Annotated in this window: 24 protein-coding genes; 8 read left to right on the forward strand and 16 right to left on the reverse strand. The window is 68.1% G+C overall.

Translation table 11 applies throughout. The annotated features are described in order from the left end of the window. Positions 1-23 precede the first annotated feature (23 nt). Genes ACFXKN_RS07400 through ACFXKN_RS07415 form a run of 4 tightly spaced genes read left to right on the forward strand, consistent with a single transcriptional unit; the run spans position 24 to position 5,621 of the window. On the forward strand, positions 24-1,040 hold the full coding sequence (locus ACFXKN_RS07400) for a TRM11 family SAM-dependent methyltransferase (protein ID WP_379432683.1): 1,017 nt from the start codon (positions 24-26) through the stop codon (positions 1,038-1,040). Next, the gene (locus ACFXKN_RS07405; protein ID WP_379432684.1) at positions 1,037-3,547 is read left to right on the forward strand and encodes a helicase HerA domain-containing protein; all 2,511 of its coding nucleotides are present in this window, start codon (positions 1,037-1,039) and stop codon (positions 3,545-3,547) included. The genes ACFXKN_RS07400 and ACFXKN_RS07405 overlap by 4 nt, the downstream gene beginning before the upstream one ends. A 36-nt stretch (positions 3,548-3,583) precedes the next feature. Continuing rightward, positions 3,584-4,615, forward strand: coding sequence for a replication-relaxation family protein (locus ACFXKN_RS07410; RefSeq protein WP_379432685.1), 1,032 nt, complete (start codon positions 3,584-3,586; stop codon positions 4,613-4,615). A gap of 7 nt (positions 4,616-4,622) precedes the next feature. Then, entirely contained in the window at positions 4,623-5,621 is a 999-nt protein-coding gene (locus ACFXKN_RS07415) for an NlpC/P60 family protein (RefSeq protein ID WP_379432686.1), read from the forward strand. A gap of 100 nt (positions 5,622-5,721) precedes the next feature. Here the strand turns inward: ACFXKN_RS07415 and ACFXKN_RS07420 are convergent, their stop codons facing one another. Beyond that, on the reverse strand, positions 5,722-6,045 hold the full coding sequence (locus ACFXKN_RS07420) for a nuclear transport factor 2 family protein (RefSeq protein ID WP_379432687.1): 324 nt from the start codon (positions 6,043-6,045) through the stop codon (positions 5,722-5,724). A 339-nt stretch (positions 6,046-6,384) separates the two neighbouring features. On the opposite strand from ACFXKN_RS07420, the gene ACFXKN_RS07425 reads away from it, so the two are divergent. Then, positions 6,385-7,836, forward strand: coding sequence for a cutinase family protein (locus ACFXKN_RS07425; protein WP_379432688.1), 1,452 nt, complete (start codon positions 6,385-6,387; stop codon positions 7,834-7,836). Between the two features lie 96 nt (positions 7,837-7,932). On the opposite strand, the gene ACFXKN_RS07430 is transcribed toward ACFXKN_RS07425, so the two are convergent. The 13 genes from ACFXKN_RS07430 to ACFXKN_RS07490 all read right to left on the reverse strand — a co-directional run bounded on the left by ACFXKN_RS07430 (position 7,933) and on the right by ACFXKN_RS07490 (position 20,336). Further along, a complete protein-coding gene (locus tag ACFXKN_RS07430) occupies positions 7,933-8,349 on the reverse strand; it encodes a hypothetical protein (protein ID WP_379432689.1) in 417 nt (138 codons plus the stop codon). Positions 8,350-8,442: 93 nt separating this feature from the next. After that, positions 8,443-9,315: a hypothetical protein gene (locus ACFXKN_RS07435; protein WP_379432690.1), complete on the reverse strand. Its 873-nt coding sequence runs from the start codon at positions 9,313-9,315 to the stop codon at positions 8,443-8,445. A gap of 320 nt (positions 9,316-9,635) precedes the next feature. Then, positions 9,636-9,941: a hypothetical protein gene (locus ACFXKN_RS07440; RefSeq protein WP_379432691.1), complete on the reverse strand. Its 306-nt coding sequence runs from the start codon at positions 9,939-9,941 to the stop codon at positions 9,636-9,638. Between the two features lie 53 nt (positions 9,942-9,994). Then, positions 9,995-10,312, reverse strand: a complete 318-nt coding sequence (locus ACFXKN_RS07445; protein ID WP_379432692.1) for a hypothetical protein — start codon at positions 10,310-10,312, stop codon at positions 9,995-9,997. Between the two features lie 143 nt (positions 10,313-10,455). Beyond that, a complete protein-coding gene (locus ACFXKN_RS07450) occupies positions 10,456-12,237 on the reverse strand; it encodes a VWA domain-containing protein (protein WP_379432693.1) in 1,782 nt (593 codons plus the stop codon). Between the two features lie 33 nt (positions 12,238-12,270). Next, complete coding sequence (locus ACFXKN_RS07455) at positions 12,271-12,567, reverse strand: hypothetical protein (RefSeq protein ID WP_379432694.1); 297 nt, start codon at positions 12,565-12,567, stop codon at positions 12,271-12,273. 59 nt (positions 12,568-12,626) lie between these two features. Beyond that, positions 12,627-13,811, reverse strand: coding sequence for an AAA family ATPase (locus ACFXKN_RS07460; protein WP_379432695.1), 1,185 nt, complete (start codon positions 13,809-13,811; stop codon positions 12,627-12,629). A 16-nt stretch (positions 13,812-13,827) separates the two neighbouring features. Next, positions 13,828-14,535 carry a hypothetical protein gene (locus ACFXKN_RS07465; protein WP_379432696.1) on the reverse strand — a complete coding sequence of 236 codons (708 nt, stop codon included), beginning with the start codon at positions 14,533-14,535 and terminating at the stop codon, positions 13,828-13,830. Positions 14,536-14,550: 15 nt separating this feature from the next. Beyond that, positions 14,551-16,344, reverse strand: coding sequence for a BTAD domain-containing putative transcriptional regulator (locus ACFXKN_RS07470; RefSeq protein WP_379432697.1), 1,794 nt, complete (start codon positions 16,342-16,344; stop codon positions 14,551-14,553). A 3-nt stretch (positions 16,345-16,347) separates the two neighbouring features. Beyond that, entirely contained in the window at positions 16,348-17,091 is a 744-nt protein-coding gene (locus ACFXKN_RS07475) for a hypothetical protein (RefSeq protein ID WP_379432698.1), read from the reverse strand. Positions 17,092-17,176: 85 nt separating this feature from the next. Beyond that, positions 17,177-18,316, reverse strand: coding sequence for a lipase family protein (locus ACFXKN_RS07480; RefSeq protein WP_379432699.1), 1,140 nt, complete (start codon positions 18,314-18,316; stop codon positions 17,177-17,179). Next, positions 18,313-19,551 carry a cutinase family protein gene (locus ACFXKN_RS07485; RefSeq protein WP_379432700.1) on the reverse strand — a complete coding sequence of 413 codons (1,239 nt, stop codon included), beginning with the start codon at positions 19,549-19,551 and terminating at the stop codon, positions 18,313-18,315. Before ACFXKN_RS07485 ends, ACFXKN_RS07480 begins: the two co-directional genes overlap by 4 nt. Continuing rightward, positions 19,548-20,336, reverse strand: coding sequence for a hypothetical protein (locus tag ACFXKN_RS07490; protein ID WP_379432701.1), 789 nt, complete (start codon positions 20,334-20,336; stop codon positions 19,548-19,550). Before ACFXKN_RS07490 ends, ACFXKN_RS07485 begins: the two co-directional genes overlap by 4 nt. Before the next feature lie 762 nt (positions 20,337-21,098). On the opposite strand from ACFXKN_RS07490, the gene ACFXKN_RS07495 reads away from it, so the two are divergent. Next, a complete protein-coding gene (locus tag ACFXKN_RS07495; protein ID WP_379432702.1) occupies positions 21,099-21,947 on the forward strand; it encodes a helix-turn-helix domain-containing protein in 849 nt (282 codons plus the stop codon). Positions 21,948-22,131: 184 nt separating this feature from the next. Then, positions 22,132-22,905, forward strand: coding sequence for a hypothetical protein (locus ACFXKN_RS07500; RefSeq protein ID WP_379432703.1), 774 nt, complete (start codon positions 22,132-22,134; stop codon positions 22,903-22,905). Between the two features lie 147 nt (positions 22,906-23,052). On the opposite strand, the gene ACFXKN_RS07505 is transcribed toward ACFXKN_RS07500, so the two are convergent. Together ACFXKN_RS07505 and ACFXKN_RS07510 are read right to left on the reverse strand one after the other, a co-directional pair. Then, complete coding sequence (locus tag ACFXKN_RS07505; protein ID WP_379432704.1) at positions 23,053-23,889, reverse strand: DUF1932 domain-containing protein; 837 nt, start codon at positions 23,887-23,889, stop codon at positions 23,053-23,055. Next, positions 23,886-25,280, reverse strand: a complete 1,395-nt coding sequence (locus ACFXKN_RS07510; RefSeq protein ID WP_379432705.1) for a hypothetical protein — start codon at positions 25,278-25,280, stop codon at positions 23,886-23,888. Before ACFXKN_RS07510 ends, ACFXKN_RS07505 begins: the two co-directional genes overlap by 4 nt. 303 nt (positions 25,281-25,583) lie before the next feature. On the opposite strand from ACFXKN_RS07510, the gene ACFXKN_RS07515 reads away from it, so the two are divergent. Next, positions 25,584-25,760 (forward strand): hypothetical protein, encoded by a 177-nt coding sequence (locus ACFXKN_RS07515; RefSeq protein ID WP_379432706.1) that lies wholly within the window; start codon positions 25,584-25,586, stop codon positions 25,758-25,760. The last annotated feature ends 17 nt before the right edge of the window (positions 25,761-25,777 follow it).

Consider the following 25,777-nt stretch of genomic DNA (forward strand, 5'->3'; position numbering starts at 1 on the left):
ACTCTCACGCGAAGGACACCCGCATGACTCTCGACGCCCACGCCACCCACACCCCCGACATCGACTCCGCGACCACCGCACAGCCCCGCCCGACCACCGCGCCGGTGTCGGTGTGGGCGACCGCCCAGAACGCCCCCGCCGCGCAACGGCGGGGCCGGTATCACCCCGACAGCACCGCGCACCCGGCCAAGATGTTCCCCGCGATCGTGCAACACGCTGTCGAGACCTACACCCGACCCGGGGACCTCGTGCTCGATCCGATGTGCGGGATCGGCACCACCCTCGTCGAGTCCCTGCACCTTGGCCGCCGCGCGGTCGGCGTCGAATACGAGTCCCGCTGGGCCGAGCTGGCCCGCACCAACCTCGCGCTCGCTCGCGAGGCCGGGATCGATCTCGACGGAGCCGTCTACACCGGCGACGCCCGCAAACTGCCCGACCTCATCCCGGCCGAGTTGCGCGGGCAGGCGAGTCTGGTGATCACCTCCCCGCCCTACGGCGACTCGCTGCACGGCCACGTGCGCGCCAACGGCGCTGACCCGGTACGCAAGACGAACCACCGCTACGGGGCAGTGCTCGACCGAGGCAACCTCGCCAACGTCGGTCTCGGGCGTCTGCTCTCGGGGTTCACCAAGATCCTCGCCGGGGCCGCCGAATACCTCGCCCCCGGCGGACATGTCGTGATCACCGCGCGGCCGTGGCGGCAGCACGCCGAGCTGGTGCCGCTGCCCGGCCACCTCTACACCTGTGGCAGGTTGGCCGGGCTCGTGCCGGTCGAGCGGTGCGTCGCCTTGTTGGGCCGCCTTACCGAGGGCGAACTGGTCGCCCGGTCGAGCTTCTTCCAGCGCGACTTCGTCGTCAAACAGCGCGCCGCCGGGTTGCCGATGCACCTCATCGCCCACGAGGACGTCGTCATTTTGAGAAAGCCCGAGGCCGCCACCGTAGTGTCCGAGCGCCGCCGCGCGAGCGGAGGTTTCCCTTTCGGTACCTCCGCCACGTTGCCGACTCTCGATGCGACCGGCCCGGGATCGGTGGCCGCGTGAATCCCGAACAGGGGTGGCTGGGCCGGGCGCTTCTCGCGCCCGGCACGGCGCTGCGCGATCTCACCGAGGCGATCGAACAGGTCCTCGGATCAGTGTCCGGGCTGGGTGTGGTCGCGGCCGTGCTCGCGGTGCTCGCCGCGGGGCGGTTTCTGATCGAGTGGCGTCGGCGCCGGCTGAGTGCGCGTGCTCGCCAGATCACCGTGCTCACACCACCCGAGGTCGACGCCAAAGGCGCACTCGCCTTCTGGGCGCACCTGATCGGGCAGCTGCGACCAGCCTGGGCACGAACACTGTTAGGGCAGCCGCATCTCGGGTTCGAGTACATCGTCACGCCTGAGGAGGGGGCAGCGATCCGGCTCTGGGTGCCCGGCGCGATCCCACCCGGACTCATCGAACGCGCCATCGCCTCGGCCTGGCCAGGCGCGCACACCGACACCCTCACCCCCGCCCGGCCGCCGCTGCCTGCCCCGGCCGAAGGCGTGCGGCGGATCGTGGCCGGAGGCGAGCTGCGGCTCGGGCGGCGTGAGGGGTTGCCGTTGAGTACCGATCACTCCGGTGATCTCGTGCGTGATCTGATAACCGCCGCCGATGATCTCGGTCCCGGCCAGGCGGCCTGTGTGCAGATCCTCGCCCGTCCGGTCACCGGCCGCCGAGTCGCGCGAGTTACCCGTGCCGCGGCGAGCACCGGCACCCGGGCTGGCGTCGTGGCGGGACTTCTGCGCGAGGCCCTGGACTTGCTCACTCCCGGCCCGAGTGCCGCCCGCGTCTCCAACACCGGAGCTGGGGCGAGGGCCGCCGACCGCCAGACCGCCCTGGAATACAGTGCTGCTGCTCGTGCGGCAGCGGCGAAAGCCCGAGGGGCGCACTGGGAGACGGTTGTTCGCTACGCGGCCTCGATCCCGGTCTCCACCGACCCCGACGACATCGGGCCGAGAGCGCAGGCGCGGGCGGTGGCACGTGGCCGGGCCGACGCCCTGGCCACGGTGTTCGGGGCCTGCACCGACCACAACTACTACCAGCGTCGGCGTCGCCCCTTCCGCCTCGCCACCCTAATCCGGCAACGGCGTCTCGGGCGCGGGGATGTGCTGTCGGTACCCGAACTCGCCACGATCGCGCACCTACCCACCGACACCGGGCTACCCGGCCTGCAACGGGCCGGAGCCCGCGCCCTATCCCCCGCCCCCGAGATACCGGTCGGCGGGGAGTACACGAAACCCCTCGGCATGGCCGACACCGGTACGCGGCGCCCGGTCGCCGTCAAGATCTCCGACGCCCGCCACCACCTCCACATCCTCGGCCCCACCGGTGTCGGCAAATCCACCCTGCTGGCGCGCACGATCCTCGATGACGCCGAGGCCGGGCGTGGGGTGATCGTCATCGACCCCAAAGGCGATCTCGTCACCGACGTGTTGTCCCGGCTGCCTTCCCGCATGGCCGATCGGGTCGTGCTGTTCGACGCCGACTCCTCCGCCCCTCCGCCGTGCGTGAACCCCCTCGACATCGACCGGATCGGGCGCGCGGGAATGGATCTCGCCGTCGACAACCTCGTCACCGTCTTCCATCGAATCTTCCACCAATGGTGGGGACCGCGCACCGACGACATCATGCGCGCGAGCCTGCTCACCCTCTGCGCACAACCCGGCACCGCCACCCTGGCCGACCTACCACGGCTGCTCACCGAGCCCGCGTTCCGCGCCCGGGTCACCCGCACGACCAAAGACCCGGTCCTGCGGGGGTTCTGGGACGGCTACGAGACCCTCTCCGACACCGGACGCGCTCAGCTCACCGGCCCCTTGTTGAACAAGCTCAGAGCGTTCCTGCTGCGTCCGTTCGTACGCGCCGCTATCGCGGGCGGACCTTCGACGGTCGAGTTCGCCGACATCCTCGACAACGGCGGCATCTGTCTGGCCCGTCTGCCGAAAGGCTCACTCGGAGAGGAAACCTCACGGCTGGTCGGGTCGCTGCTCGTGGCACGCACGTGGCAGGCGGTCACCGCGCGTGCACGGGTTCCCGCCGCCGAGCGTCCCGACGCGGCTCTGGTGCTGGATGAGGCGCAGAACTTCCTCAACCTCTCGACCCCGATCGAGGACATGCTCGCCGAAGCCCGAGGACTGCGCCTGTCACTGCTGCTGGCCCATCAGAACTTGGGCCAGCTCTCCCGGGAGTTGCGTGACGGGATCTCGGCGAATGCCCGCAACAAGATCGTCTTCGCCGTCAGTCCCGATGACGCACGCGACCTGGCCCGCCACACCGAGCCCTGGCTGTCCGAGCACGACCTGTCTCACCTGGACGCCTTCCACGCCGCCGCCCGCCTGCTCGTCGATGGCCGCAACGCTCGCCCGTTCACCCTCACCACCCGGCCGCTGGACCCGCCGATCCCGGGCCGTGCCCGTGAGATCGCCGCTGCCGCCCGCGCCCGCCTCACCACACCCGCACCCCCGCCCAGCAGCACACCCCACCACGACGAGCGGCCCGATCGCCCACAGCGCGACCCTCGCCACTCCTGATCGCATCGCACCCCCCTGAGAAAGGTTGCTTCACCGATGATCTCGCGTCCCGACCAACAAGCCGACACCCGTCGACCCCGCCCCGATGTCCGGCCCGCCCGGGCCCGGCCGCTCGACATCACCGCGCTCGTGGCGCGGCTGACCGAGCGTGACCGCTGGGTCCTGCGGATGTTGCACGAACACCGCGTCCTGACCACCAACCAGCTCGCCGCACTCGCCTTCCCTACCCCTGCCATCGCGTTGCGTCGTCTCACCTTGCTGCACCGCTACGGCGTCCTGGAACGGTTCCGGCCCTTACGCACCCGGGGCAGCGCGCCCGTGCACTGGGTCCTGGCACCCGGTGGAGCCGCCGTCCTCGCCGCCGAGGCCGGGATCAGCGTGCGCGAGCTCGGCTACAACCACGCCCGCGCCCTCGCCATCGCCCACAGCCTGCACCTGACCCACACCCTCGGCGTCGCCGAATGGTTCACCACCCTCATCGCCCACGCCCCCCGCGACCAGCGCGGCAACCAAGCTCAGGTGCAGGCGTGGTGGTCGCAGACCCGGTGCCAGCGGCTGTGGGGAGACCTCGCCCGCCCCGACGCCTTCGGCCGCTACACCTACGCCGAAACCACGCTGGACTTCTTCCTCGAATACGACCTCGCCACCACCACGGCCCCTGCCCGGGTCGCGGCCAAGTTGCACGGATTCGCCGAGCTGGCCCGCGCCACCGGCGTCATCACCCCCGTGCTGCTGTGGGTGCCGACCACAGTGCGCGAGGCGAACACTCGCGCGGCACTGCGCCGGACCTGGGAAAGGCTCCCCGACCCCGATGCTGTGCCCGTCGCTACCGCCGCCGCCGAACTCCTCGCCCCGAGGCCCGAAGCCAGCCCCGCCGAACACGTGTGGCTGCCACTGGACACCGATACCAACACCAACCGCAAGCGCCTGCACGAACTCCCCTCTCTCTGGCCCCGGCGAACCTCGCCCACCACCAGCATCGACTCCGAGGAACCCGCGCCCTCGCTGAACGGGCTCGTCGTCCTCGCACCACCGCCCCCGCAGCCACCCGCCTCCGAGCACTGGTGAGGTAACGATGCTGGTCAAGGCGCTCGGGGCGGGATTCGCGGGGTTCGTGTTCCTCACGGTCGTCATCGCGGCAGTGGCTACCACCGTCGTCGTGTTCGATCACGCGCTCACCGCGCCCGCCCCGGGGACCTCGACCGGGACCGGCTCGGCCCCGAGTACCGAAGCGCAACAAGATATCCCGGCCGAGATGCTCGTGCTGTATCAGGCCGGTGCCGGGGACTGCCCCGGTCTGGACTGGTCGGTGCTCGCCGCGATCGGCAAGATCGAAACCGACCACGGCCGGTCTTCGCTGCCGGGTGTGTCTTCCGGCGAGAACAGCTCCGGAGCGGGCGGGCCGATGCAGTTCCTGGCCCCGACCTTCGACTCGGTGATCGCACGGCATCCCCTGCCCGCCGGGGGCGCTAACCCGCCCTCACGCTACAACCCCTCCGACGCCATCCACGCCGCCGCGTTCTACCTCTGCGACTCCGGCGCACCCAAAGACATGTACAGCGCGATCTTCGCCTACAACCACGCCGACTGGTACGTCAACCAGGTCCTCGACCAGGCCGCCCGCTACCGCACCACCGACACCTCGGGCGGCGACTGCCACACCGCCTCACCACCGAACCCGACAGCCGCGCAGGTGATCTCCTTCGCCTGCGCCCAGCTTGGTTTGCCGTACGTGTGGGGCGGCAACGGGCCCGACGTCAACGGCGGCTGGGACTGTTCCGGACTCACCCAGGCCGCCTACCGAGCCGCCGGGATCTCGATCCCGCGCACCACCTACGACCAGGTCCACACCGGCCTGCCGATTGCCGAGAACCAGCTCGCACCAGGAGACCTGCTCTTCTACAGCACTTCTGGGGACGTCCATCACGTCGGGATCTATCTCGGCGGCGGCCAGATGGTGCACGCCCCCACCTTCAACGAGCCGGTCCAGGTCTCGCCCTACCGGTGGTCCGGCGACGACTACTACACCGCCACCCGACCCACACCCGTCCACGATGTAGGTTCCCATGACTGATTGCGGTTTCTCAGTCATTCTGCGTCGGTCTTGCGTTTCCGCAAGGTCGGTGAGAATCCTGCGGTATGTCTGGTGCAGGGCCGGGCGGATCGTGGTCCTTTCAGGCTTGCCCAGTTTCGAAGCGAGACACCCTTCCATCCGTGGTGTCGAAACGCCATGCCGTGCGCATCGCGCCCCAGATGTCGTTTCGGAAGTCGACGATCAACGACAGGCCGCCGTCGGACTCGCTCTGCACATCCATGTGACCGCTGGAGGAGAAGACCTCCTTGTCCGCCCACTCGGTGACGTCTCGATCGTTGCCGTCGTCGGACATGGTCGCACCCGCAGTAAGCGCGGCATCGAACGCGCTTCGGTCATCACTGTTGACTGCGGCCACGAGTGCGCGCACGGCGGGATCGGACAGCTGGTCTGTGGGAATTGTCATGGCCCGAGTCTCTCACCTGCGCCTATCCGAGTTGCGCAGAAACTCCCACCCGAGGTCGCTGCTGCGGGGTCTGCGCCGTTTCGGGCTCGGTGAGAATCCGGCGGCGTGACTGCGGCCTGCGACGCGGCCTGCACTCCTGCCAACTCACCCTCGATGACCACCGGGCCGCCACCCACGACCTGACCGTCCCGAAGAAGCCGCAATGCCGATGAGACACCCGCGACGCAAAACCGATGGGAATCCACATGATCCGGCCAGCTCACCGGGCATCGGACCGCAAACGAGAACCGGAACCTACACACGACGACTCCCGCGCCACCTCCTGATCACCCTGCACGAATGGAGAGACCCATGTACCACAACCACACTCGAACCACCCGCCGCGCCGCACACGTGGCACTGTGCGCGGCCGTCGCCGCGACCACCGTGACCGCCGGTGTCGCCGCCGCAGAACCCACGCCCGGCCGCACCGCGGCGCAGTGCCCGCGCTGGACCACACTGCTGGTGCCGGGCACCTACGAGACAACCCCCACCGCCACCGGGCAGGCTATGCCCGGGATCTTCACCCAGCTCGGGCAATCACTGACTGCCCTCTACCGCAGCGATATCGAGGTCCGCACGCTCGCCACGACGACGACCGGTGCCGGCTCGGTGAGCGGAGCAGAACTCACTGCGGCGGTCTCGGGGCTGTGCTCGGACACGCGAGTCGTTTTGGCCGGCTACGGCCAAGGCGCCGAGGTCACCGGCGACCTCGCCACCAGCATCGGCAACAGTAACGGCCCGATCCCGGCCTCCCGAGTCGTGGCAGTCGCGCTCGTCTCCGACCCGCGCCGCGACCCCACCACCACCCAGCTCGGCAACTCGGTCTCCGGGCAAGGTGTCACCGGCTCGCGATCGCAGAGCTTCGGCGAGCTGACCGAGCGGATCCGCACGCTCTGCCTCGACGGCGACAGCTACTGCTCGACCACCGCCGAGTCCTCTCCGGTCCTCGCCGCGGTGAACCGTGCACTCGCCGCTACCTCGGCCACCTCCACTCCGGCCCCGACCACCACCGCCTCCCCCACGACCACGACCACGACCTCAGCGAAGGTCCCCACCATCACGACGAGTGCGCCGACTACGACGACCTCGACCGGGCAGCTCAGCGCGTCACAAGTTCTCGCCCAAGTGGTCACCGTCCTCAACGGGCTCGCGAGCTTCACCACGAACGTGCCCGCCATCGTCAACGACCTCGCCCAACTGCCGGGCCTGCTCACCGCAGCGGATGTGCCTGGCCTGCACCGAGTCTCCGGCGACCTCAACAACCAGTTCAACCCGCTCGTGCAGATGGCCGCCGGACTCGACCTGCGCCTGGTCGCCCGCGCACTGAAGCTGGCCGCCCCCTTGGACACCACCGGCGCGGCAACGATCGCCGCCGAGATCGTCGGTGTCCTAGCCGGACTCGACATCTCCCGCATCGCCACCGACATCGGCCAAGCCCAAGAGATCGCCTGGACCGCCGCCGAAACCCTCGCCAAAGGCGACCCCGTAGCCGCCTTCCTGGCACTGACCGGGCTGACACCGATCACCGCCGATCTCCTCTCGGCCACCGCCAGCGCGTTCACCGGCACCACGTTCCCCACGCTCACCCAGACCTACAACACCGCCACAACCACCGGGGCGGACATCACTACCGGTACCGGCACCGCCCCCCAGGACGGCGACACGGCCGTGTTCGACGCCACCGGCTACGACACCGCCGCGCCCGTGCTGATCGACTGGATCGCCGGGGCCATCGACCGCACGAAATAGCCACCGCCACACAGTCACCCACAACGCACAGCGAAACGGCCGATGGTGCCGAGCCAATTGCTCGGCACCATCGGCCGTCTCAGTCGGTAACCGGGATCAGGAGATCAGGGGCGGCACGGCGCGCGGTGTGAACGCGCCCGGGGAACCGGTAGTGCGGAACCGCCACAACGGCAGCACATTCCGCATCACGTCGGACACTGGGGCCGGGGTCACCTCGACAACCGCTCGCGCGGCGCTGTCGGCATTGGCGTAGGTGTTGCCGACCAGCGGCCCCGACAGGATCCGCACCGAACCGGTGAACGGGAAGAAGTCTCCCTCGGTCCGGTAGAGCCGGTAACGCAGAACCACCGGCACCCACGGCACCAGAGCGGGTTGCACCGGCATGCTGAGCTCACGCATAGCCTCGGCCGCGATGTCGCGCCACAGTGCGAGGCTGTCGGGGGCCTGTCTGGAGTTGGCGAACACCCGGTACAGGGATGAGGCCAGGATGGCGGGGGTGGGAGAGACGTACATAGTCGAGCACCTTTCTCAGCAGATACATTGAGAGGCGCGGTGTCGGACTCCCCGGAGATAGACGCTCCGGGGATTCCGGCATCGCCCCATTTGTCAGGACGCGAGGGTGAATTTCTTAGGGGCCGTGCTGGTCTGGCGAGCGGTCTCGTCCTTGGTCAGCTTGACCAGGGCGTTGTGGACCGCGCCGCTGGACCGTTCGAGGGCCTTGCCGATCTGGTGTGGGGTGAACTCCTCTCCTGGGTTGTCGCGCAGGTAGTCCTCGACCTGGCCGCGCAGCGCACCGGCGGGCAACCGATCCACCGTCGACTCCGCGTTGGCCGTTGCCGGTTCGGCGGACGGTGTCGGTGCCACCGGGGCCGGTTCGGCGGGATCGTCGCCCGTGGGAGCAGCTGCCGCCGGTTCCGGTGCACTGTCCGGCACGGGGTCGGCCGGTGCCACCTCCTCGTCGGGGTCGGCCGGGTCGAGCGAAACAGGTTCCGGCGCGGCGGGTTCCGGCACAGCGGGTTCCGGCGGGGCAGGCTCCGCCGAGTCAGGTTCCGGGGCCACCGGTTCCGGCGCGGCGGGTACTGCCGGGCCGGGTTGCGGGTCGACCGGTTCGGCGGCGGCGGGTTCGGGCGCGGCCGGTTCCGGGGTGGCCGGTTCCGGTTCGGCGGCTACGGGTCCGGCCGGTTCGGCGACGGGTTCGGGCGCGGCCGATCCGGCAATGAACCAGGCTTTTGCGGCCCGGGGCGTTTCCGGGTCGGTGTAGGACCTCACCGCACGGGCCGATTCCCACCCCGTCAGCAGACGGCGGGCCGTCGACACCGCGATCCCCGCCGTTTCTGCCAGCGCAGCGGTGGTGCTGCCGGGGTTGGTGCCCAACGCCGCCCACAATGCCCGGGTGGCCGGTTTGCGCAGCACGGGCACCACCGTCGAACCGTATTCCGGTGCCGTGGGCGCGTTCGCGGTGTTCTTCTTTTTGGACATGGGGGGATTCCTTCCAACAGTGGGTTTCGGTGAATTCGTGGTGTCCCGGTCGGGACGGAATGCCATTCCGGTCGGGGCGAATTCCCCGGGGGTCGGTGGCGTTCCGGGATCCATGGACGCTCGATACGGTGTGCGATGTCAAGCGGAACGTGAAAACAAATTCCGGCCCCGAATTCCTCTCTTCCATTTCCGGAATGCCAACGGCACGAGATGAATTCGACTCGCGCGCAATTGTTGCGGCAGCGCGAGAGCCACTCGCGCTGACCTCGCCGCGGGCGAGTAGGCGGACCGAGCACGAGGCCGGTCGAGGGTCGTGCCCACTACGAGTCGGCCTCGGCGGACCGGGTGGCCTCGGCGGGCTGTACGTCGAGCGCCGCGCGCAACCGTCGCCCGCCGCCGGTCAGCGCGTAGTGCACGACGTGGTCGAGTTCCCAGCTCTCGGTGCACTCGACGCACACGGTGTAGCCGTGTTTGCAGCGGGAGGAATTCCACACCAGCAGGATTCGGCCGTAGGGGTCGTTGCTGTCGCGCAACGTCACCAATACGTAGGCGTTGCCGCTGAGTTTGGCCCCCGGTTTGATCACGCCGTCCTCGTCGTGGCTCTGGGTGTTCTTCATCTCGCGCATGAATGTCTCCTGTTCGCGGTTCGGTATCGGGCTCTGTTGTGTCGCTGGCGGTTTCATCGAGTCAGGTGCTCGCGCAGGGGGCCGGTGGTGCGGTCGAGCCACACGCTCACCGTGTGCCCGGCGTGGCTGTCCCGCATCCGGTTCACCGCACCGGTGGCGTAGGCGGCGATGTCGTCGGGGTGCACGAGGTGAACGCGCGGGATGGCGAGCCGGTCCGTGGGGCCGGTCACGTGCGCGACGGTGTACATGCCGCGTTCGTCGTGCGGGCCGGGGGCGTAGATGACGAACTGGTCGCCGGTGACGGGGTTGGCGGCGGCGTAGAGGGTGTCGAGTGCGGCCGTGGTGGGGATCGGGTGGGCATTGCTCGTCATGTCGTGTCCTGTCGTCGGTGCCCGTGCGGGCGGTGGCGTTCGGGCGGGCGGTGTGTTCGGGCGAACAGTGGGGCGGCTGGTGGTCGCAGCCCCCGGTCCTGTTGCCCCGGGCGCGATTTCGCGCCCGGGGCAACACGGGGGGATTAGGTGCCGCGTACGGCGGCAGTAGCGGCGCGGCCGATAGCGGCGGCCGTGGTGGCCGGGTCGGTGATCAGGTGCACGTTCACCCCGTTGAGCGGGTTGGGGCCGCTGTCGGCCGGTGCCAGCCACAGCACCGCGCACCCGGCGACGCGCAGCTTGTCGAGGTGTTGCTGGGCGCGGCGTCGTTCGCTGCCGGTGTAGTGGCCATCGGAGATGATCACCAACAGCCGGGTCGCGCCCGGGTAGGCCAGATCGAGGCCACCGTTGAGGGCCTCTACCGCGATGTCGAGGGCGTGGTAGCCATCCGGGCAACTGAATTCGGTAACTCGCGCGGGTGCGGTGCCCGGGTAGGTGATCGGTTTGACCGAGGCCCCGAACGTCACGGTCGCGGTCGTCGCGGGCATGGTCGCCAACTCCGCCGCGCGGGCGATGATCCACGCGGCCGAGGCCACCGGGGCCGCGTAGTCGCCCATCGAAGAGGACACGTCGCAGGCGATACCGACTCGCAACGGCGGCAGGGGAACGGTTTTGCGTGTGGTGCGGGTGAACGGTTCGGCGGTCGGCATCGCCCCGGCCGCGCGTTGGGCCTCACGCGCCAACGCACCGCGCATCCGCAACCGGCCCGGCGGCAGCGCGGAGGTCGTTTTCACCGTGGCCCGTTCGCGGGTGGCGGCGGTGTTGAGGGCGCGGGCCAGTACCCGGGCGGCGGTGTGCTCTTCCGCGCGGGCCTCGCGGGTCCGTTGCCTGCTCGCGGTCCGGGCCCGGCCCGCCCCGGCACCGAACACCTTTCGTGATTGCGCGGCAGCGTCTTTCGCCTCTTGCTCGGCAACCTGCCGGGCGGCCTCGGCGAACTCGGCAGGGTCGGGCGCTACCGGGGCGGCAGCGACCGCCTTGCCGATGTTGGTCACGGTGTCACCGATCGCGGCCCCCAGTGGCGAGGACGGTTCGGGGTCGGTGTGGGGGTCGGGGCCGACCAGGTCGAGCCAGCGCGCCCCGAGTTCGAGCATGGCGGCGGCGTCGGTGTCGGCCACGGTGTGGGCCTCGCGCCAGATCGCCCGCAATTTCTCAAGGGTGTCGGTGCCCAGGATTGCCTCGATCGCGGTGGCGGCGGGCGCGCACTCGCCAGCGTCGAGGATCCCGGCGTCCAACCGGGCCAGGATGAGGGCGGCATTGCGAGCCGCGTGGTAGGGCACCGGGGGAATCTGGGCGGCGGCGATCGTGCCGCCGTTGTCGCCGATCACGATCTCGGTGGTGCAGGCACGCAACCAATGCCGGTCGTCGGGGCGGCGGCGTATCTGGGCGGCCTCGATGCGCGATTCCTCGAGCAACGTCGCGGCCTCGAGGACCCCGGGGTGCGCTACCGGCGGCGCGGTCCACACCGAGTGTTGGGCGTGGGCGCACTCGTGGACCAACGCGCCCCACACCGCCGGGTAGCGGTTGCGGTCGCTGGTGCGTTCCGGGCGGGCAGTAGCCGGGTCGATGGTGAGGCGGGTGCCGTCGATCTCGATGGCACCCCAGCTCGGCACGAACGCCGCCGGGTGCCCGAAAGCGGCACCCGGGGCAATGGTGACGGTCAGGTCGTCCCGGTCGGCGATCGGCGGGGCCTCGGCGGTCATCGCCGCCGAGAGCGTGGCCCATCCACCGGTGACAGGCACCGAGGCCGAGGTGGGCGTGGCGGCGGTAGCCGGGGCGGCGGCGGTAGCCGGGGGGCTGGTCGGCGTGGCCGAGGGCGGGGGTGTTGTCGTGGCGGTGGGGGCTGGTGCGGTGATTACGTGGCCGGTCATGGCGGGCAGTGCCTTTCGTGGGCGGGCGGGTAGTCAGCGTCGAGGGCGCGGGGGCATTGGTTCGAACGTGTCCGGGTTCGCGTGTAGGGCAAGGAATCGCGCCTCGTCACCGATCGCGCGCCGGGCGATCGGCGCGAGGGCGGTGACCTTGCTGATCGCCATCGAGACCCGTTCGCCGCGAGGTGGGTCCTGCAGCTGTAGTCCGGCGGCGAGGTTGAGTCGCGCGTGTTCTGTCTGTCGGGCCAGCACGGCCAGCTCGTCGCGCAGGTCGCGCACGGCGACGATGTAGTCGTGAATCGCGAGGGCCTCGGTGAGGGTGCGTTCGGTCATGTCGGGGGTCCTTTCCCGGGATCAGTGGCGGTGGTGGTGGATTGGGGCGGGTTGGCAGGTCAGAAACGGGGGCCCAGAGACAGGGGCTCGTGGCTACGGCCGCACACGGTTTTCACCACGGCGGCTACGACATCGCGGTCCTCTTCCGGCGCGGCCCCGACGAGGTTGGCCAGGGCGGTGGCCTGATCGGTGGCGGCGGCGATCTTGGCGAACGCCAACAACTCGCGCAGCTGCGGTGCCCACCCGACCTCGCCCTTGTCCTGCCGGGCGGCCAGCTCGCGGGCTACTTTCACCGCGCGCCGTTCCACCCCGAGCTGGGCGGCGAGGTCGTAGTCGCTGCCCACCTGCACCTGGAACGCGAACCGCGAGGCGAGCGCGTCCGACAGGATGGCCCCGTGCACGCCGGGGTTATGGCCTGCCACCACGAAGAAGCCGGGCTCGGCGGTGATGACCTCGCCACCGTTGGCTTTGATCACGATCTCTTTGCGCCCGTCCATCGCCGGATACACCGCCGAAAGCACGGTCGGCGGGATGAGGGTCGCGTCGTCGATGAACAGCACCCGACCCTCACGCATAGCCCGGACGATGGGCCCGTGCACGAAAACGAAAGTGCCGTCGGGGTTCTGGGTGTACTCGCCCACGAGATCGGCGACCGTGGTGTCCCCGTCGCCCTGCACGGTCAGCAGGTCCCCGTAGGCGGCCTCGATGAGCGAGGTCTTGCCCGTTCCGGGCGGCCCGTACAGCAGGACCGGCACCTCGGCCGCGCGCATCGTCACCAACACATCCACATCAGCGCGCCCCGCCAGCTGGCGCACGTGGTAGTCCTGCCCGTTCGGACGAGCCACCGTGTTACCCGTGCGCGCCGGGGCAGCCGGGGCGGCGGCAGTGACCGGGGCCGGTTTGGCGGTTTTCGGTGCCCGGGGGCGGCGGGTGGCCGGTTTCGCCGCCGTACCCGCCGCCGGGGTTGCCGGGGCTGGGGCGGTGGCAGCGGCGGCAGTGTCGGCATTGGCGCGGTAGCGGCGGGGGGTGGCCGATGTGCGGTCGGCGTGCCCGGCGGCGGTCAGCGCCTCGAGAGCGTTGCCGACTGCCCCGGAGGACCGGTTGAGCCCGGCGGCGATTTCACGGGGCGACATGTCGCGGCCCGGGTCGGCGGCCAGTGCAGCGGCGACCATGCGCCGCAATTCCCCGTTGGGCAGACGACCGGCGGCCGGTGCAGTGGTGGCGGTGGCGGGTGTGGTGGGCATTGCAACTCCTGGAAAATCAGTTCCGAATTCGTGCGCCGTTTCGGCATAGGTGCGGCGTGGCCGCCATTCGGATTTCTGCGAATTTCCCGGCGAATTCCGGGAACGGTTCGACGCTAGCTCGACCTCGAACAGGCTCGCAACCCCAAAAGTGCGCGAATTTCCCGGAATTATTCCGGACAACGGCGAGCCCTGCAGTGCAATACGGACATGAAATGTGCACGGCAATGCTTAGGCACGACAACCAGCTGCCGACCAAATTAATGGAAGGAATCAAAAGATAAAAGAAAAATGAGAAAACGGGGAAGGAATCGGAATGGATCAGCAGGAGCAGGACACGAACCGGATGCCGAAGACAGGCATGGACGGACCGGCGACGCATGTCTATACAGCTTTGTGTATAGACAATCCCGGCTGCTATCCGCCCGGATAAACTGCCTCTCACCTGCCGCTTTGCCGGGCACGGGTAGGTCGTTTTGATCCCCCCACCAAGTAGGGCACGGAACCTCACCATCGAACGACGCACGGATTGATTTTCATCGAGCCACCCAGGCGACAGAATATTCGGCCCCAAAAATTCACAGAATCCTCCGCAGCGGAAATCTGGTTTTTTCAACGATTCTGACAGAGTTTCAGAATTGTCATAACCCCCTGCCATTTCCGCCATTTTCGCAATAACGGGAAAGGCGATCACCACGTTAATCGATCGACGGCGAAACAGGAACACCAAGCCGACGTTTATCTACTTCGGGGTGTGGCGCAGACGTTCGAGGAGCTGGCGGGTTTCGAGACTCGGAGTCTGGCCGATCTCGGCGAGTGTATGGGTCAGGAGTGTGTAGGTGCGGGTGAGCGCGGCCTTTTCGCCGAGGCGGGCATGGAGCCGGAGAATGTCTTGCCAGACCGATTCGTTGAACGGGTCGTTCTCGACAGTTGTCTCGAGAATTCCCAAGGTGGCACGGGGGTCGTTTTCGGTGTTCCGGATGGCCAACCAGCTCAACGCGTTCAAGGAGGTGCGCCGCGCTGATTCGCGCAGCGCTTCGACCCAGGTATCGGTGAGGTCACTGGCTAGCTCGCTCGTGGCCAGGGCCGCGATGTGGCGGGCGGCGTCGGCCTGCTCGGCGTCGTTGCTCGCGCGGCGGCGCGCAGCGACCGCACTGGTGAAGTCCCAGTAGTCGACTCCCAGCAGCAGGTCCGACAGCTGGAGCCGGTCCTCGGCGAGCACACTGGTGATCTGCCCCCCGGTGGCGGCAGTGATCGCGGCGCGCAGGCGGCTCAACGTGTTGGCAAGCGCACTACCGCCCCGCTGGCTAGGGCGCTGGCTCCACAACCGTTCGATCAACTGTTCGCGCGGGAGTCCCTCGGGATGCAGGGCGAGCACGGTCAGCAGCTCGCGGATACGCGGCTGTAACTGCGAAGTGATCTCCACGCTCTCACCAGTTTCGGGCTTGCGCCAGAAGATCCGGGTGGGCCCGAACACCCGCAACCGCAGCGCAGGCTCGGCCGGTGTCGGCATCGACAACGGTGCGGAATCCGCGATCTCGGTCTCGAGGCCAAGGCTGGCCTCCGGTGCCGCGGCGAGGTCGTCCTCGCTGGGTTGGCCGGCATCCTCGGCCACTTCGATGAGCACAGGCTCAGAAGCCGTTGGCGGCGTGCTCGGCTCGGCCGGTTCCACCAGCACAGGCTCCGGCGGCCGAGGTCGCGATGCGGACACAGGTCCACCGTCGATGCTGTAAATCCTCGGCCCACCGTCGTCACGACGGCTCGGGCGGTTCTGGCGGGCAGCGCGGGGCGTATACGGCTGGGCGAGGCGATCGCGGCCATTGGCGCGAAGCTGGATTTCCACGTCGCTGATGATGAGGCGAGCGGGTGAGATCAGGTGCCGCCGTGCGCGGCGGCCCTTCAGGAGCGCCTGGGAAGCGGCGCGCGAGGCGGGCAAGGTACCCAGGACCGGAAACCCGATCGCGGCGGCGTAGGCACGGCTGGCACCGATGAGCACGATCCCTCGGGGCCGTCTGCGGCGGGTGAGATCGAGGATGCGTTGCGCGGCAGGCTCGGGGTCGATGTGCTCGGCGCGCACCACGAACAGGCAGGCATCGGCAGCAGCGATGACCGGATGCGCGGGCGAATCCAGCTCGGGCACACCACAATCGGCGAACAAGGTAGCCCCGAATGCCCGCCAGCTGCCATGCGGATCAGTGAGCAATTCGGCGGCTGGAAGGGCTCGCGTGTGGTCGCGGTGTGGTGGCGCGGCAAGCAGCGCTTCGCCGCCGGGCAGTCGCTGCACATGCCGCGCCAGGATATCCGGGGTGATGGGTTCGCCGGGGTGGGTCATGCGGGCCAGGCTCGCCAGCCCGAGATACGGGTCAGCGCCGACTATTTCGGCGAGCTGCCCACCCAACGGGTCGGCTTCCACGATCAGGGCGGTTTCCGGGCCGGGCCAGGCGTGGGCGAGGGCGACGGTGGTCGTGGTGGTTCCGGCGCGGGGGCTCAGCCCGGCAACAGCGATCAGTAGTGGCGCCTGCGAGCCTGTCGTCATGCCCTATCCCCGTTTCTGGAAGTTGGAGATCAGCAGCGCGGTGCCGGTATCGGCGGGGCGGGTGTTGATCAGCTGGAGGTAGTCGATGCGTTTGCGGTCCGGGTGCAGCTCGGCGATGTGAACGTTCGCGGTACTCGGGGTGATCGGGGTGATCGCCACGCAGTGCCGCGTGCCCGCTGGGATGCTGGCGATACCCGCGGCGAGGGCCTCGGAGGTGATGCCGGTCTCGGGCCCGAGCAGTCCCGTCGCCTTCCCAGCATCGCGATCGATGTAGTAGGCCGCCTCGAACGAGGCAATCAGCCCTTCCACAGTGCTCGAGTCTCCGGCGCGGTCGGTGACCACTGTGCCCGAGAGCCCGGCGCAGGGACCCTGTGCCGTCGTGGTCAGGCTCGGCGGTGCGGCGGTGGCCTGCACCTGCTGGCCGGTATCGCCGGTGTCGCCGTTCCCGACCGTCAGGACACCGGCCAGCAGGGCGACGGTGGCCGCTAGGGCTGCCCAGGCTACGACCGGCATCCGGTATCGAAGGCCGGTCCACCATCCAGACATCGTGTCGATGGCGGCCGTGCCGGGAGGGTCACCGAGTGCGACGAGCCAGTCGTCCTCGGGCGAGGGCGACTGGTCGGGTTCGTCGACGTCGGGGCCGGTGTCCTGGCCAGCAATGTTGCGGAGGTCGGGTTGGGAGTGGGGTAGCTCGACCCATGCTTCGGCGTCGCCGTCATCGGGTGGATTGTGGGGGTACCTCGCCATTCATCTCGCCTCGGATCGGTGAGGCTCCGGAGGCCTGCCCGCATCCCGGAGGGGGGTGGGGGCGCGGGCAGGTTCCCCGGAGGGGTCATGGGCGGCTCGTGTGCTCGCTGTGCTCGCTCGCGGGCTGTGTCGGGGTGGGCGAGGTCGCCGGCCGATTCGTGAGGTCCTCGCCGAGCCGTGCGAGGACATCGCTGACCGCGAGGTGGGCGGTGGAGCGGTGATCGGCCTCGTACTCACGCCAGGACACGAGCGTGCCGCGTTGCCGGTAGGCGATGAGCGTGCGTCGACCAGCGCGCACGGGCACGACGAGGTCGAGCTCACCGTGATAGAGGTGCAGCGGCATCGGCGGTTTGGTGTGGGCGAGCGTTTCGAGCGCCAGCACTCGCCGCCACCAGTGATCGTTCCAAGGGTCCACGCCTTTGGTCCAATGCGCCAATGGTTGCGGGAACCTCTCTCGCAGTTCGACACCGGTGAGCTGTTTTGCCTCGGCGACAGCTTTCAGCCCGGCCTCGCTGAGCACGTGACGCAGCGGGAGCTGGTCATAGGCACGGGCGAGTCCGATCAGCGCGGGCAGTCCCAGTCCCGCGCCCGCACCCTCACTGATCGCCGACGCCACGGCCACCAGATCGGAGACGACAGCTCCGGCGGCGATGCCGCGCAGGTCCACTTCGGGTGCGTACCACGGCTGCAGTTCCCCCGCGGCCGCGACGACCCGCCCTCCGTCGGCGTATCCCCAGGCCACGACCGGAGCGACAGGCAGATCGAGGTTCGCACCCCGGTACACAGCACGAGCGAGATCGAGCACACCCCTGGCACCGTCTCGGGCGGCGAGGAAGGTGTGGGGTCCGGTGCCGACGCCGAGTCCTTGCCCATCGGGGATCGCCACGACCCATCCTCGATCCAGGGCTGCTTCGATCGCGTAGGTGTCGGGTTCGGTGCCGGTCGCCAACAGTTGCGAGGGCGCGCACACGCCTCCCAGGCCGCGAAAAGGTGGGCAGTACATCAGGATCGCGGTCTTGCCCGGCTCGGCGGTCGCTTCGGGGATCAACACGATCGCCGAGGCGGGCAGCAGTTGCCCTCGTGAGCCGGTGGTGACGTAGATGAGCTGCCAGGCTCCGGCTGCCCCGGCGAGTTGGGAGGCGAAGACGGGCCTGGTGCGGACCAGGTCGCCGGGCCGGGCACCGTCGCGCAGGATCGGTGTTTGGTAGAAGTCGCTGAATTTCACTGGTATCTCCCGGCGAGGTCGTAGGCGAGGGCGGTCATCCACGCGACCGAGCTGGCGAGCTGCCCGGTCGCGTAATAGCTGGTGTGGCGGGAAGAGGTATCGGCATAGCGCAGCAACACCGTCGGATCGAGCAGATCGGCGTTGTCGGCGACCAGCTGGCCCCACGCGGCCGACAAACGTGCGGCGAGGTTGGGCAACTGGGTGAGCGGGTTTGCGGCTACCACGGCGGTGATCTGCGCCCACTTCGCTGACGCGGCGGTGTGGTCCGCAGGGCCCGGGGCAGGTGTGCGCGAGTCCGCGGCGTCGGTGAGCCGCTGGGCCAGACTCGCCGCGGGCACATAGTCGACGAACCCGGGGCCGATCTGGAAGTCGTTGTTCACCACTGTCGTCCAGGCGTCACCGAGTGTGGAGGACAACAGGGCCTGGATCGAGCCGAGCGCTGCGATCGGGTCACGCAAGTCCGCCTGGGCGGCTAGCTGGGCCGACATCCGTAACAGCGCGGCGCGATCGGGTGCCGAACAGCTGAGGTCACCCTCGACACAGATGTCGGCAACCCGGCCGGTCAACGAGCCGTAGTCGACGCCCGAGTTCGTGGCGATCCCGCCACCAGAGGCGGACGCGGTGGTGATCGCTACTTGCGATACCGCTGCCCCGCTTGTGCCGGGGGCCGGGTCCGGTGTCAGCTGGCCGGGGCGGCCAGGGATCACCGGCGAGCCCGGCGCGCGTTGCGGATCGGAGAACAGCGCGATCCCCGCGACCCGTCCAGGATCGACGGGGCCTTCCCCGGCACCGACAGCCTGAGCGAAAGACGAAACCACCTGCGCGCCTTGGGAGTACCCGACAGCCGCCAGGGCGGTGCCCGGGCAGTCGGCGGCGATCCGCCCAGCAGTATCGGTGAGCCCTGTCAGGCCCGCGCCCGCCGACACTGCGTAGGGGTCGGTCCCGCCACCGGTACCTATCGCACCCCCGAACGAGGCTGGGTAGGGAATGTAGTTGCGTGCCACCAGATTCGGTGCGGCAGCCACCACCGGGCCGAGCAGCTGCCCCAGCATCCCGCTGTCAACGATCTCGGAGGCGCCCGGCGAGGACTCGCTGGTGCCCTGCACCCCGAGCACCCACAACGCCGGGCAGCTCGGCCCCGCCGGAGACGGTTGCGCGACACCGGTGCCCGGCGCGCAGAGGCTACCGGCGACGGTGGCCAGGACGGCCGCGGTGAGGACCCGGCTGGCAGTCACGGCTGTCCCACCCCCGCGCCTGCACCGAACCCAGCACCGACCGTGCCGCCAACCAGCGCGCCCACAGCGGCGGCAGGAACCCCGGCCACCAGCGCGCCCGCGACCGCACCAGCCGCCGCACCCAACGCGGTACCGGCAACGCCGGAGGTGATCGTGCCGATGACCGGGATCGCGACCACGGTTCCGATTGCGGCCCCGGCGATTCCGCCGATGGTCCCGCCCGCCAGCGCACCCACGGCCGCACCCGCTGCCGCTGCCGGGGCACCGGTCACCGTGCCGCCGATCGCGCCACCGGCTCCGGCACCGGCGACCGTGGCACCGGCCACCCGATCTGAACGTCCGGCCGGGAGCCCGACAGAGTCCAGGAACGTCGCAGCCTGGGCTTCCAGGTCAGCGGCGACGGTGTTGATCGTGTCGCCGACCTCCGGCGGCAGCCACTCCGGGTCGGCGAATTCAGCCGTCCCGATCCGGATCGTGTCCGGCGGCGGCTCGATCGGCGCGACCGGCTCCACCGCCACCGGGGTGTGCAGCTCGAGCACGTACACCGGCGGCGCGGGCTCGGGTGAGGGAGCCGGACGCGGGGACGGGCCGTTGCGGACCTCGGGTGGCTGCTCGACATACACCGGCGGCTCAGGCTCCGGGGCGGGAGGCGGTGCGGGAGCCTGAGTTCCGGGTTGTGCGGGAGCGGTGACGCCGGGCTGGTCCGCGATGGGGGCCAGCGGTGCCATCGCGCTCGCGGGCTGGGCGGCCAGCATCATCAGCACCGGCACAGCACCAGCGGCCACTATTCGGCCACTCCACAGCATCCGCCCTCCGTAGGGCAGACGAGGGCTGCGGGCTCGGTGGCAGACCTGCCCCGACAGAGCGACAGCGACCCGCGATGTATTCCCATTTTTGGGCATGACAAATAACCCTTCGATCGAAGGTGGAAAAAGACCAGGGAAAAGACAAGGGAGAAGACTAGGAATTGCGCGAGTTTGCGACAAATTCCCGTGCCTCCCGGCTGCGGATCGCAGCCGGGAGAGTCGGGCTCTCGATTCTTCTAGCCTGCGAGAACCTGTTGACCGATCAGAAGAACGGCAGCACCTGTACCGCGATTGCCAGCGCATTCGAGACCAGCGACGCACCAGCGCTGAGTACCGACAAAACTGTGTAGAGGTCCATGATTTCCCTTTCGGAGGAGGTTGGGGTACCTCACCATCTCAGCCCCGAAAATCAGTGCAGCGCTACCCCTTCGACTGGTAAAAATTGTGGTACCACTCCGGTTACCACCCCACCGACAGCGGGTGGCCTGCGCCGATCGGCGAAACTGGTAAGAAAAGTGTCAGATAAGAAATTTTCCGGGGCCTGCCCCCCACCAAAAGGACACTCCGAATACCCCGCACGCCCGACGCGGCGGCGGTAGCTAATTGTCAGCCAGGTCACAGCGAATTATTAGTGGCCGGACCGCTCCCTTTCTGGTACGAATTAATCAACTCGGGGGAGTCAACCCTTCAACCTAACTCCTGGTGAAGGGCAACGGAATACCGTAGTAGGAGGGGCTTGACATGAACCGGAGGACCAACCCGACCAGCGACCCGCGGCGAGACCAGGGGCGCGCCGCATCCGAGCTACCTGACCTGGGCCGATGGGTACGCAGGGTCCGCGAGCACCGCGAACTCTCCCGGCCCGAGGCCGCCGGCCTGCTCAAAATCAGCTACGAACTGCTCAAGAAGATCGAGTACGGCACCGCGCCGTGCACCCTGCCGGGGCTCGAGCAGATGATCACCATCTACAACCTGAATCCGGCGCAAGCCCGCCACAGCCGCGACCTCGCCCGGACCCCTGTGCCGCTGGACCCGGTCGAGGAACTGCGAACCCGTCCCAGCGCCCGCGACCACCTCTCGACACTGAGCAACCTCGACGAGCGCGGCCTCATCGGTGCCTACATCGACCCCTTGTGGTCGTTGGTCCACGCCAACAAACGCTTCCGCTCCGAGCTACCCGGCATCGACTACTACGACGACAACGTCAGCTTGTGGTTCTTTCATCCGGGCACGACCGCACACACCGCCGAATCCCTTGTCGTGGACTGGGATATCACCGCCGCCTACCTGGTCGCGTCCCTGCGCGCCGCGTTCGGCGTCTACCGACAGACCCCACATGCACAGGCCCTGTTCGAGAAGCTCTGCGGTTCAGTCATTTTCACCGAGCTGTGGAACACCAGGCTCGGGGTCGCCTACGGCTACCAGACCGAGGAACCCCTCCGACTCCGTGAGCCCGACACCGGGGAGCCGTACTGCGTCCGGATACACCTCGGTGCCAAGGGTCATACACACCTCGGCACCAAAGACACCCCCGATCTCCGATTCTGCATGGGCTACCGCGCCCCCTGCGACCCACCGACCCAACTCTGACCCACCCCCGCTCAACAACGACCCATCTCACCGAATACACGGCGAGACAACCGAACACCGACACAGGAGCAGACAATGACCGCTGTCCCCACCCGCACCAGCCATAACGACGCCAAACCCGGACCTCGCGCCCTGCGCGAGGTAGACATCGTGCTCATCCCACCGCACACACGAGGCCAATGACATGTTCAACCCGCCTCTGCTGCCCAGGATGCCCGACTTCCACGACTCGGTGGAATACCTGCGCCACAACCGCAACCTTTCCCGCGAATCCACCGCCCAAAAGGCTGGAATCAGCAGCACTCACCTCAACGAGCTCATCTGGCAACGCAAGATGCCCGGCTCCACCGTGTTCGACAAACTCGTCTGGTTCTTCGGCCTGACACCCGCACAACGGCGGCATATGGAAGAGCTGATGCAGCCATCCGGCCGTCTCCTGTCCACCGATGAACTGCGCCGCCGCCTCACCGACCAGGGAGTCCAAGCCCACCTCGACTACCTCGACCAGCACGAGATCCTCGGCGGCTACCTCGACCCGCTCCAGACTGTCCTGCAGGGCAACGAGGTCCTGCACCGGATGATGCCCGGCCTGGACAAGGCCGACCACAACGTCATTCGCTGGATGCTCACCCCCGCCGCCCGCGACCGCGTCTACGGCTGGCACGGCGAACTGCTCTACCTCGTCCGTAACCTGCGCACTGTGCTCGCCCACTACCGCGATGATCCCCGGGCACAAGAACTGTTCCAAGCGCTACGGAAAGACATCGCCTTCCGCAGCGCTTGGGACGGCACCCCGATGCAAGTCCGCTACAACTGGCCCCGCACGACACCGATGCGTCTGCGCGTACCCGGCATCAGACAACCGCTCGCAGTCAACCTCGAAATCAACGAGTACGGAGCATGTTCCACGGTCCTGATCGTCCACGGCCTCTACAGCACAGCCGCGATCGCCTGCTGAGGCTGCCACGCAACACGAAGCGCGCGAGGACAGGCGGGAAGCCTCGTGCAGCCGGTGGCGGGTACTCAACGATGGAGCGGAACGATCTCGGTCCACGGATGGTTTGCCCTTCAGTCGGTGGTCAGCGACCGCGCTGATGGAACGATTTCAACGCTGGATCATGCGTTCGATGACGAGCTCGGGGGCGATGTCCCATTGATCCTTGTATTCGGCGAGAAGTTCGTAGAGCTTCGTGGCGGTATCGGTGAAGCCGGTAGGTAGTCCAGCACTGTCCTGACTGATCGCGACTTCGTGCAGTTCCGGAAGCCAACGCCACGCTCTGGCAGCGACACCAGATAGGGCACTGCGGTCGGACAGGATCGCAATGTCGGTGCGCTCGGCCTCGGCAATGAGCGCTTCGGTCACTCCATAGTGGTCGGCAAGACCGTAGGAGAGGGCGGCGAGCAGCCGAGCGGGCCGCTGGTAGGAGATCAGAGCCATTTTGAGAGCGCTTGCGGTGCCGGGGGTTTCGCCGAGTTCTTCGGCCATGAGGGCCGCATCGTCGACGAGTAGATCGCGGAAGCGGCCCCGGGCCTCATCGGGGCCTGACAGGAAGAACTTCGCCGACCGCCCATCACGTGGCGGTGGCCCGGCAATTGCCGCGTCGACCACAGCCGCCCCAGCGCCGCTGAGCAGCGCGGCGATGTGCTCCATCTGTTGTGGACTGATCGCGTTGGCATCGACATATACACCGTGATAATTGTGCTCGGAGACCGCTTCTGCGACCTCGATCGCTGCGGAGGAAGGGCAAATGGAAAGTACCGTTTCCGCGCGATGGAGTAGAGCGGCCAGATCTTCGCATGGCATGAGACCAGCGGCAGCGGCACGTCGGTGAGTGTCGCTCCCGCGATGGACCGGATGCCACAGGACAGTGTGGCCAGCGGCGACCAGGCGCGCACCGACAGCAGACCCCATGTTGCCGGGATGAAGCAGGCCGATGATCATGACTGTGATCGTCCCGGACCGAGCGCACGGGCGCTATTGAACGGGGAATCTCTGATGCGGTCACGCACACTCCCGGCGAGAGCCGAGGTCTGAAAGTACGGTCTCTCCAATGCGGTGCTGATCTGAAGCAGACGTCGACCGACGCTCTCGATACGTCGCTGCCCACCCGTCTCGAGGACCTGCTCAATCTGCTCAGCAGCGCCATCTAGATCCCGCCGATGCAATCGCGCAACTGCGAGATCGAGTCTAGCCAAAGACATCTCGCCGAGGCGGCGAAGTTCGGGCGGATCGGCAAGGTAAAGCTGCAAAGACTGCTCTGCGAGTCGTTCAGCCGCCGCGCAATTAGCATCGCCCCCGAGCCACAGACGTGCTTCGGCAGCGTTGTACGCCTGTTTCGCCTCCGGAAAGGCCATCATTCCGCCGGGAGCGTCCGGGCCGAGCACCGCATCGCGGGCGCGTTCAGCGCGCGCGAGGGCGTCCTCGGTCCCGCGTGTGTCACGCATGCGGGCGCGGGCGCGGGCTTCTGTGGCAGCCAAACGGACGCGGGCGGTCCCTGATTCGGGTGCGAAGCCCCAGCCCTGACCAGCAAGATCTGCTGCCTCGACACATCGGTCATCCCAATAGGCGATGAGCGCTTGCAGGCCGCGAACCCATGCCCTCAGCCCGTTATGCTGAGCGAGTTCACCACACAGATAGGCTGTGCGCGCCTGGGTTTCGGCCGCACGAATGTTGCCGAGGTCGAAGCTGGCATTCGCGAGTACCGAGCATACGGTTCCAGCGACGAGATACAGATCGCGAGTCATGCCAGGTGGCTGGCGCCCTTCAAGCAGTCGGAACGCGCGATCCCGAAGGGTACGCAACTCGATGAACAACGGATATACCGGCCTGTTGGGGTAGACGGCGACGATGCGTTTGAGGTCCTCCTGAAACTGCTCAAGAGTATGCGGGCCCACGTTCGACTGCTCTGAGAACGCACTGAACGCCGCAGACTCAGCAGCCGCCATGTTCGTCATCTCCTCGATTCCAACACTCGATGAGGAAGCCTCCTGCGGCGAGTTGTCGCTCGCCAATACCGTTTGTGGGGCAGTCGGTTTCGTGACATCTGGTCGTGGCTCCTCTGCGACCGGCGGCCCGAACAACTCCTCGACGCTGGTGGCGTCGTCGGCGAACATTCTCTCGAGCACTCGGCAAGCAATCGGGTACGGCAAGCCCGCCAGTTCACCCCGAATCCATCGGCGGGCCTGGGGCCAGGAAATCTCAGTCGTGTCGCCCTGCGTTTCCTCCGCCAGCGCGGTAGCAGTTCGATTGAAGGCGCGCATGAACTCGGTAGTGGTGAGCCTCTTCCGGATCACCAATTGCTCGAGGCGTGTACGCGGCGAAGTTTCATCCACGATTTCAGGCTACGGCCCGAATGGGGGTGCTGGCTGCCCGGCGGCTGGTATGCGCGTACCAGATGATCACCAGGCGATTACCAGGCGATCAACCCAAGACCATCCCAACTGAATCAGGATTTCAACCATCACCGGCACCGAAGAGGTGGCGGTTTCACACCGCCACGAGGGCAGGGGGCGCAAGCGATGGGTTTGAGTTTGCAGGAGGACAGGTCGCGGACCGAGGAGTGCGAGCTCTCATCGGATTTGAAGGCTGAGCCTTCGCTACCAGACGAGCGAGGCCGAGAGATCGAGGATTCCTCGGTGAAGGTTGTCGCGCATATCGAGGCCACCCACACTTTCACCCGATCCCTCACCGATCTTGCCAACACGCTCGAAGCGATGACGGTAGCCGGGTGGCTCACGACCGCATCCACGACACCGCCGGCTGAAAGCAACGGCCCCGCTGCCGAGATCGAATCTTCCGGGGAGCCGCGATGACACAGATCAGTCCGCCT

The sequence above is a fragment of the Nocardia sp. NPDC059195 genome (assembly GCF_042754695.1).
Classification (GTDB): Bacteria; Actinomycetota; Actinomycetes; order Mycobacteriales; family Mycobacteriaceae; genus Nocardia.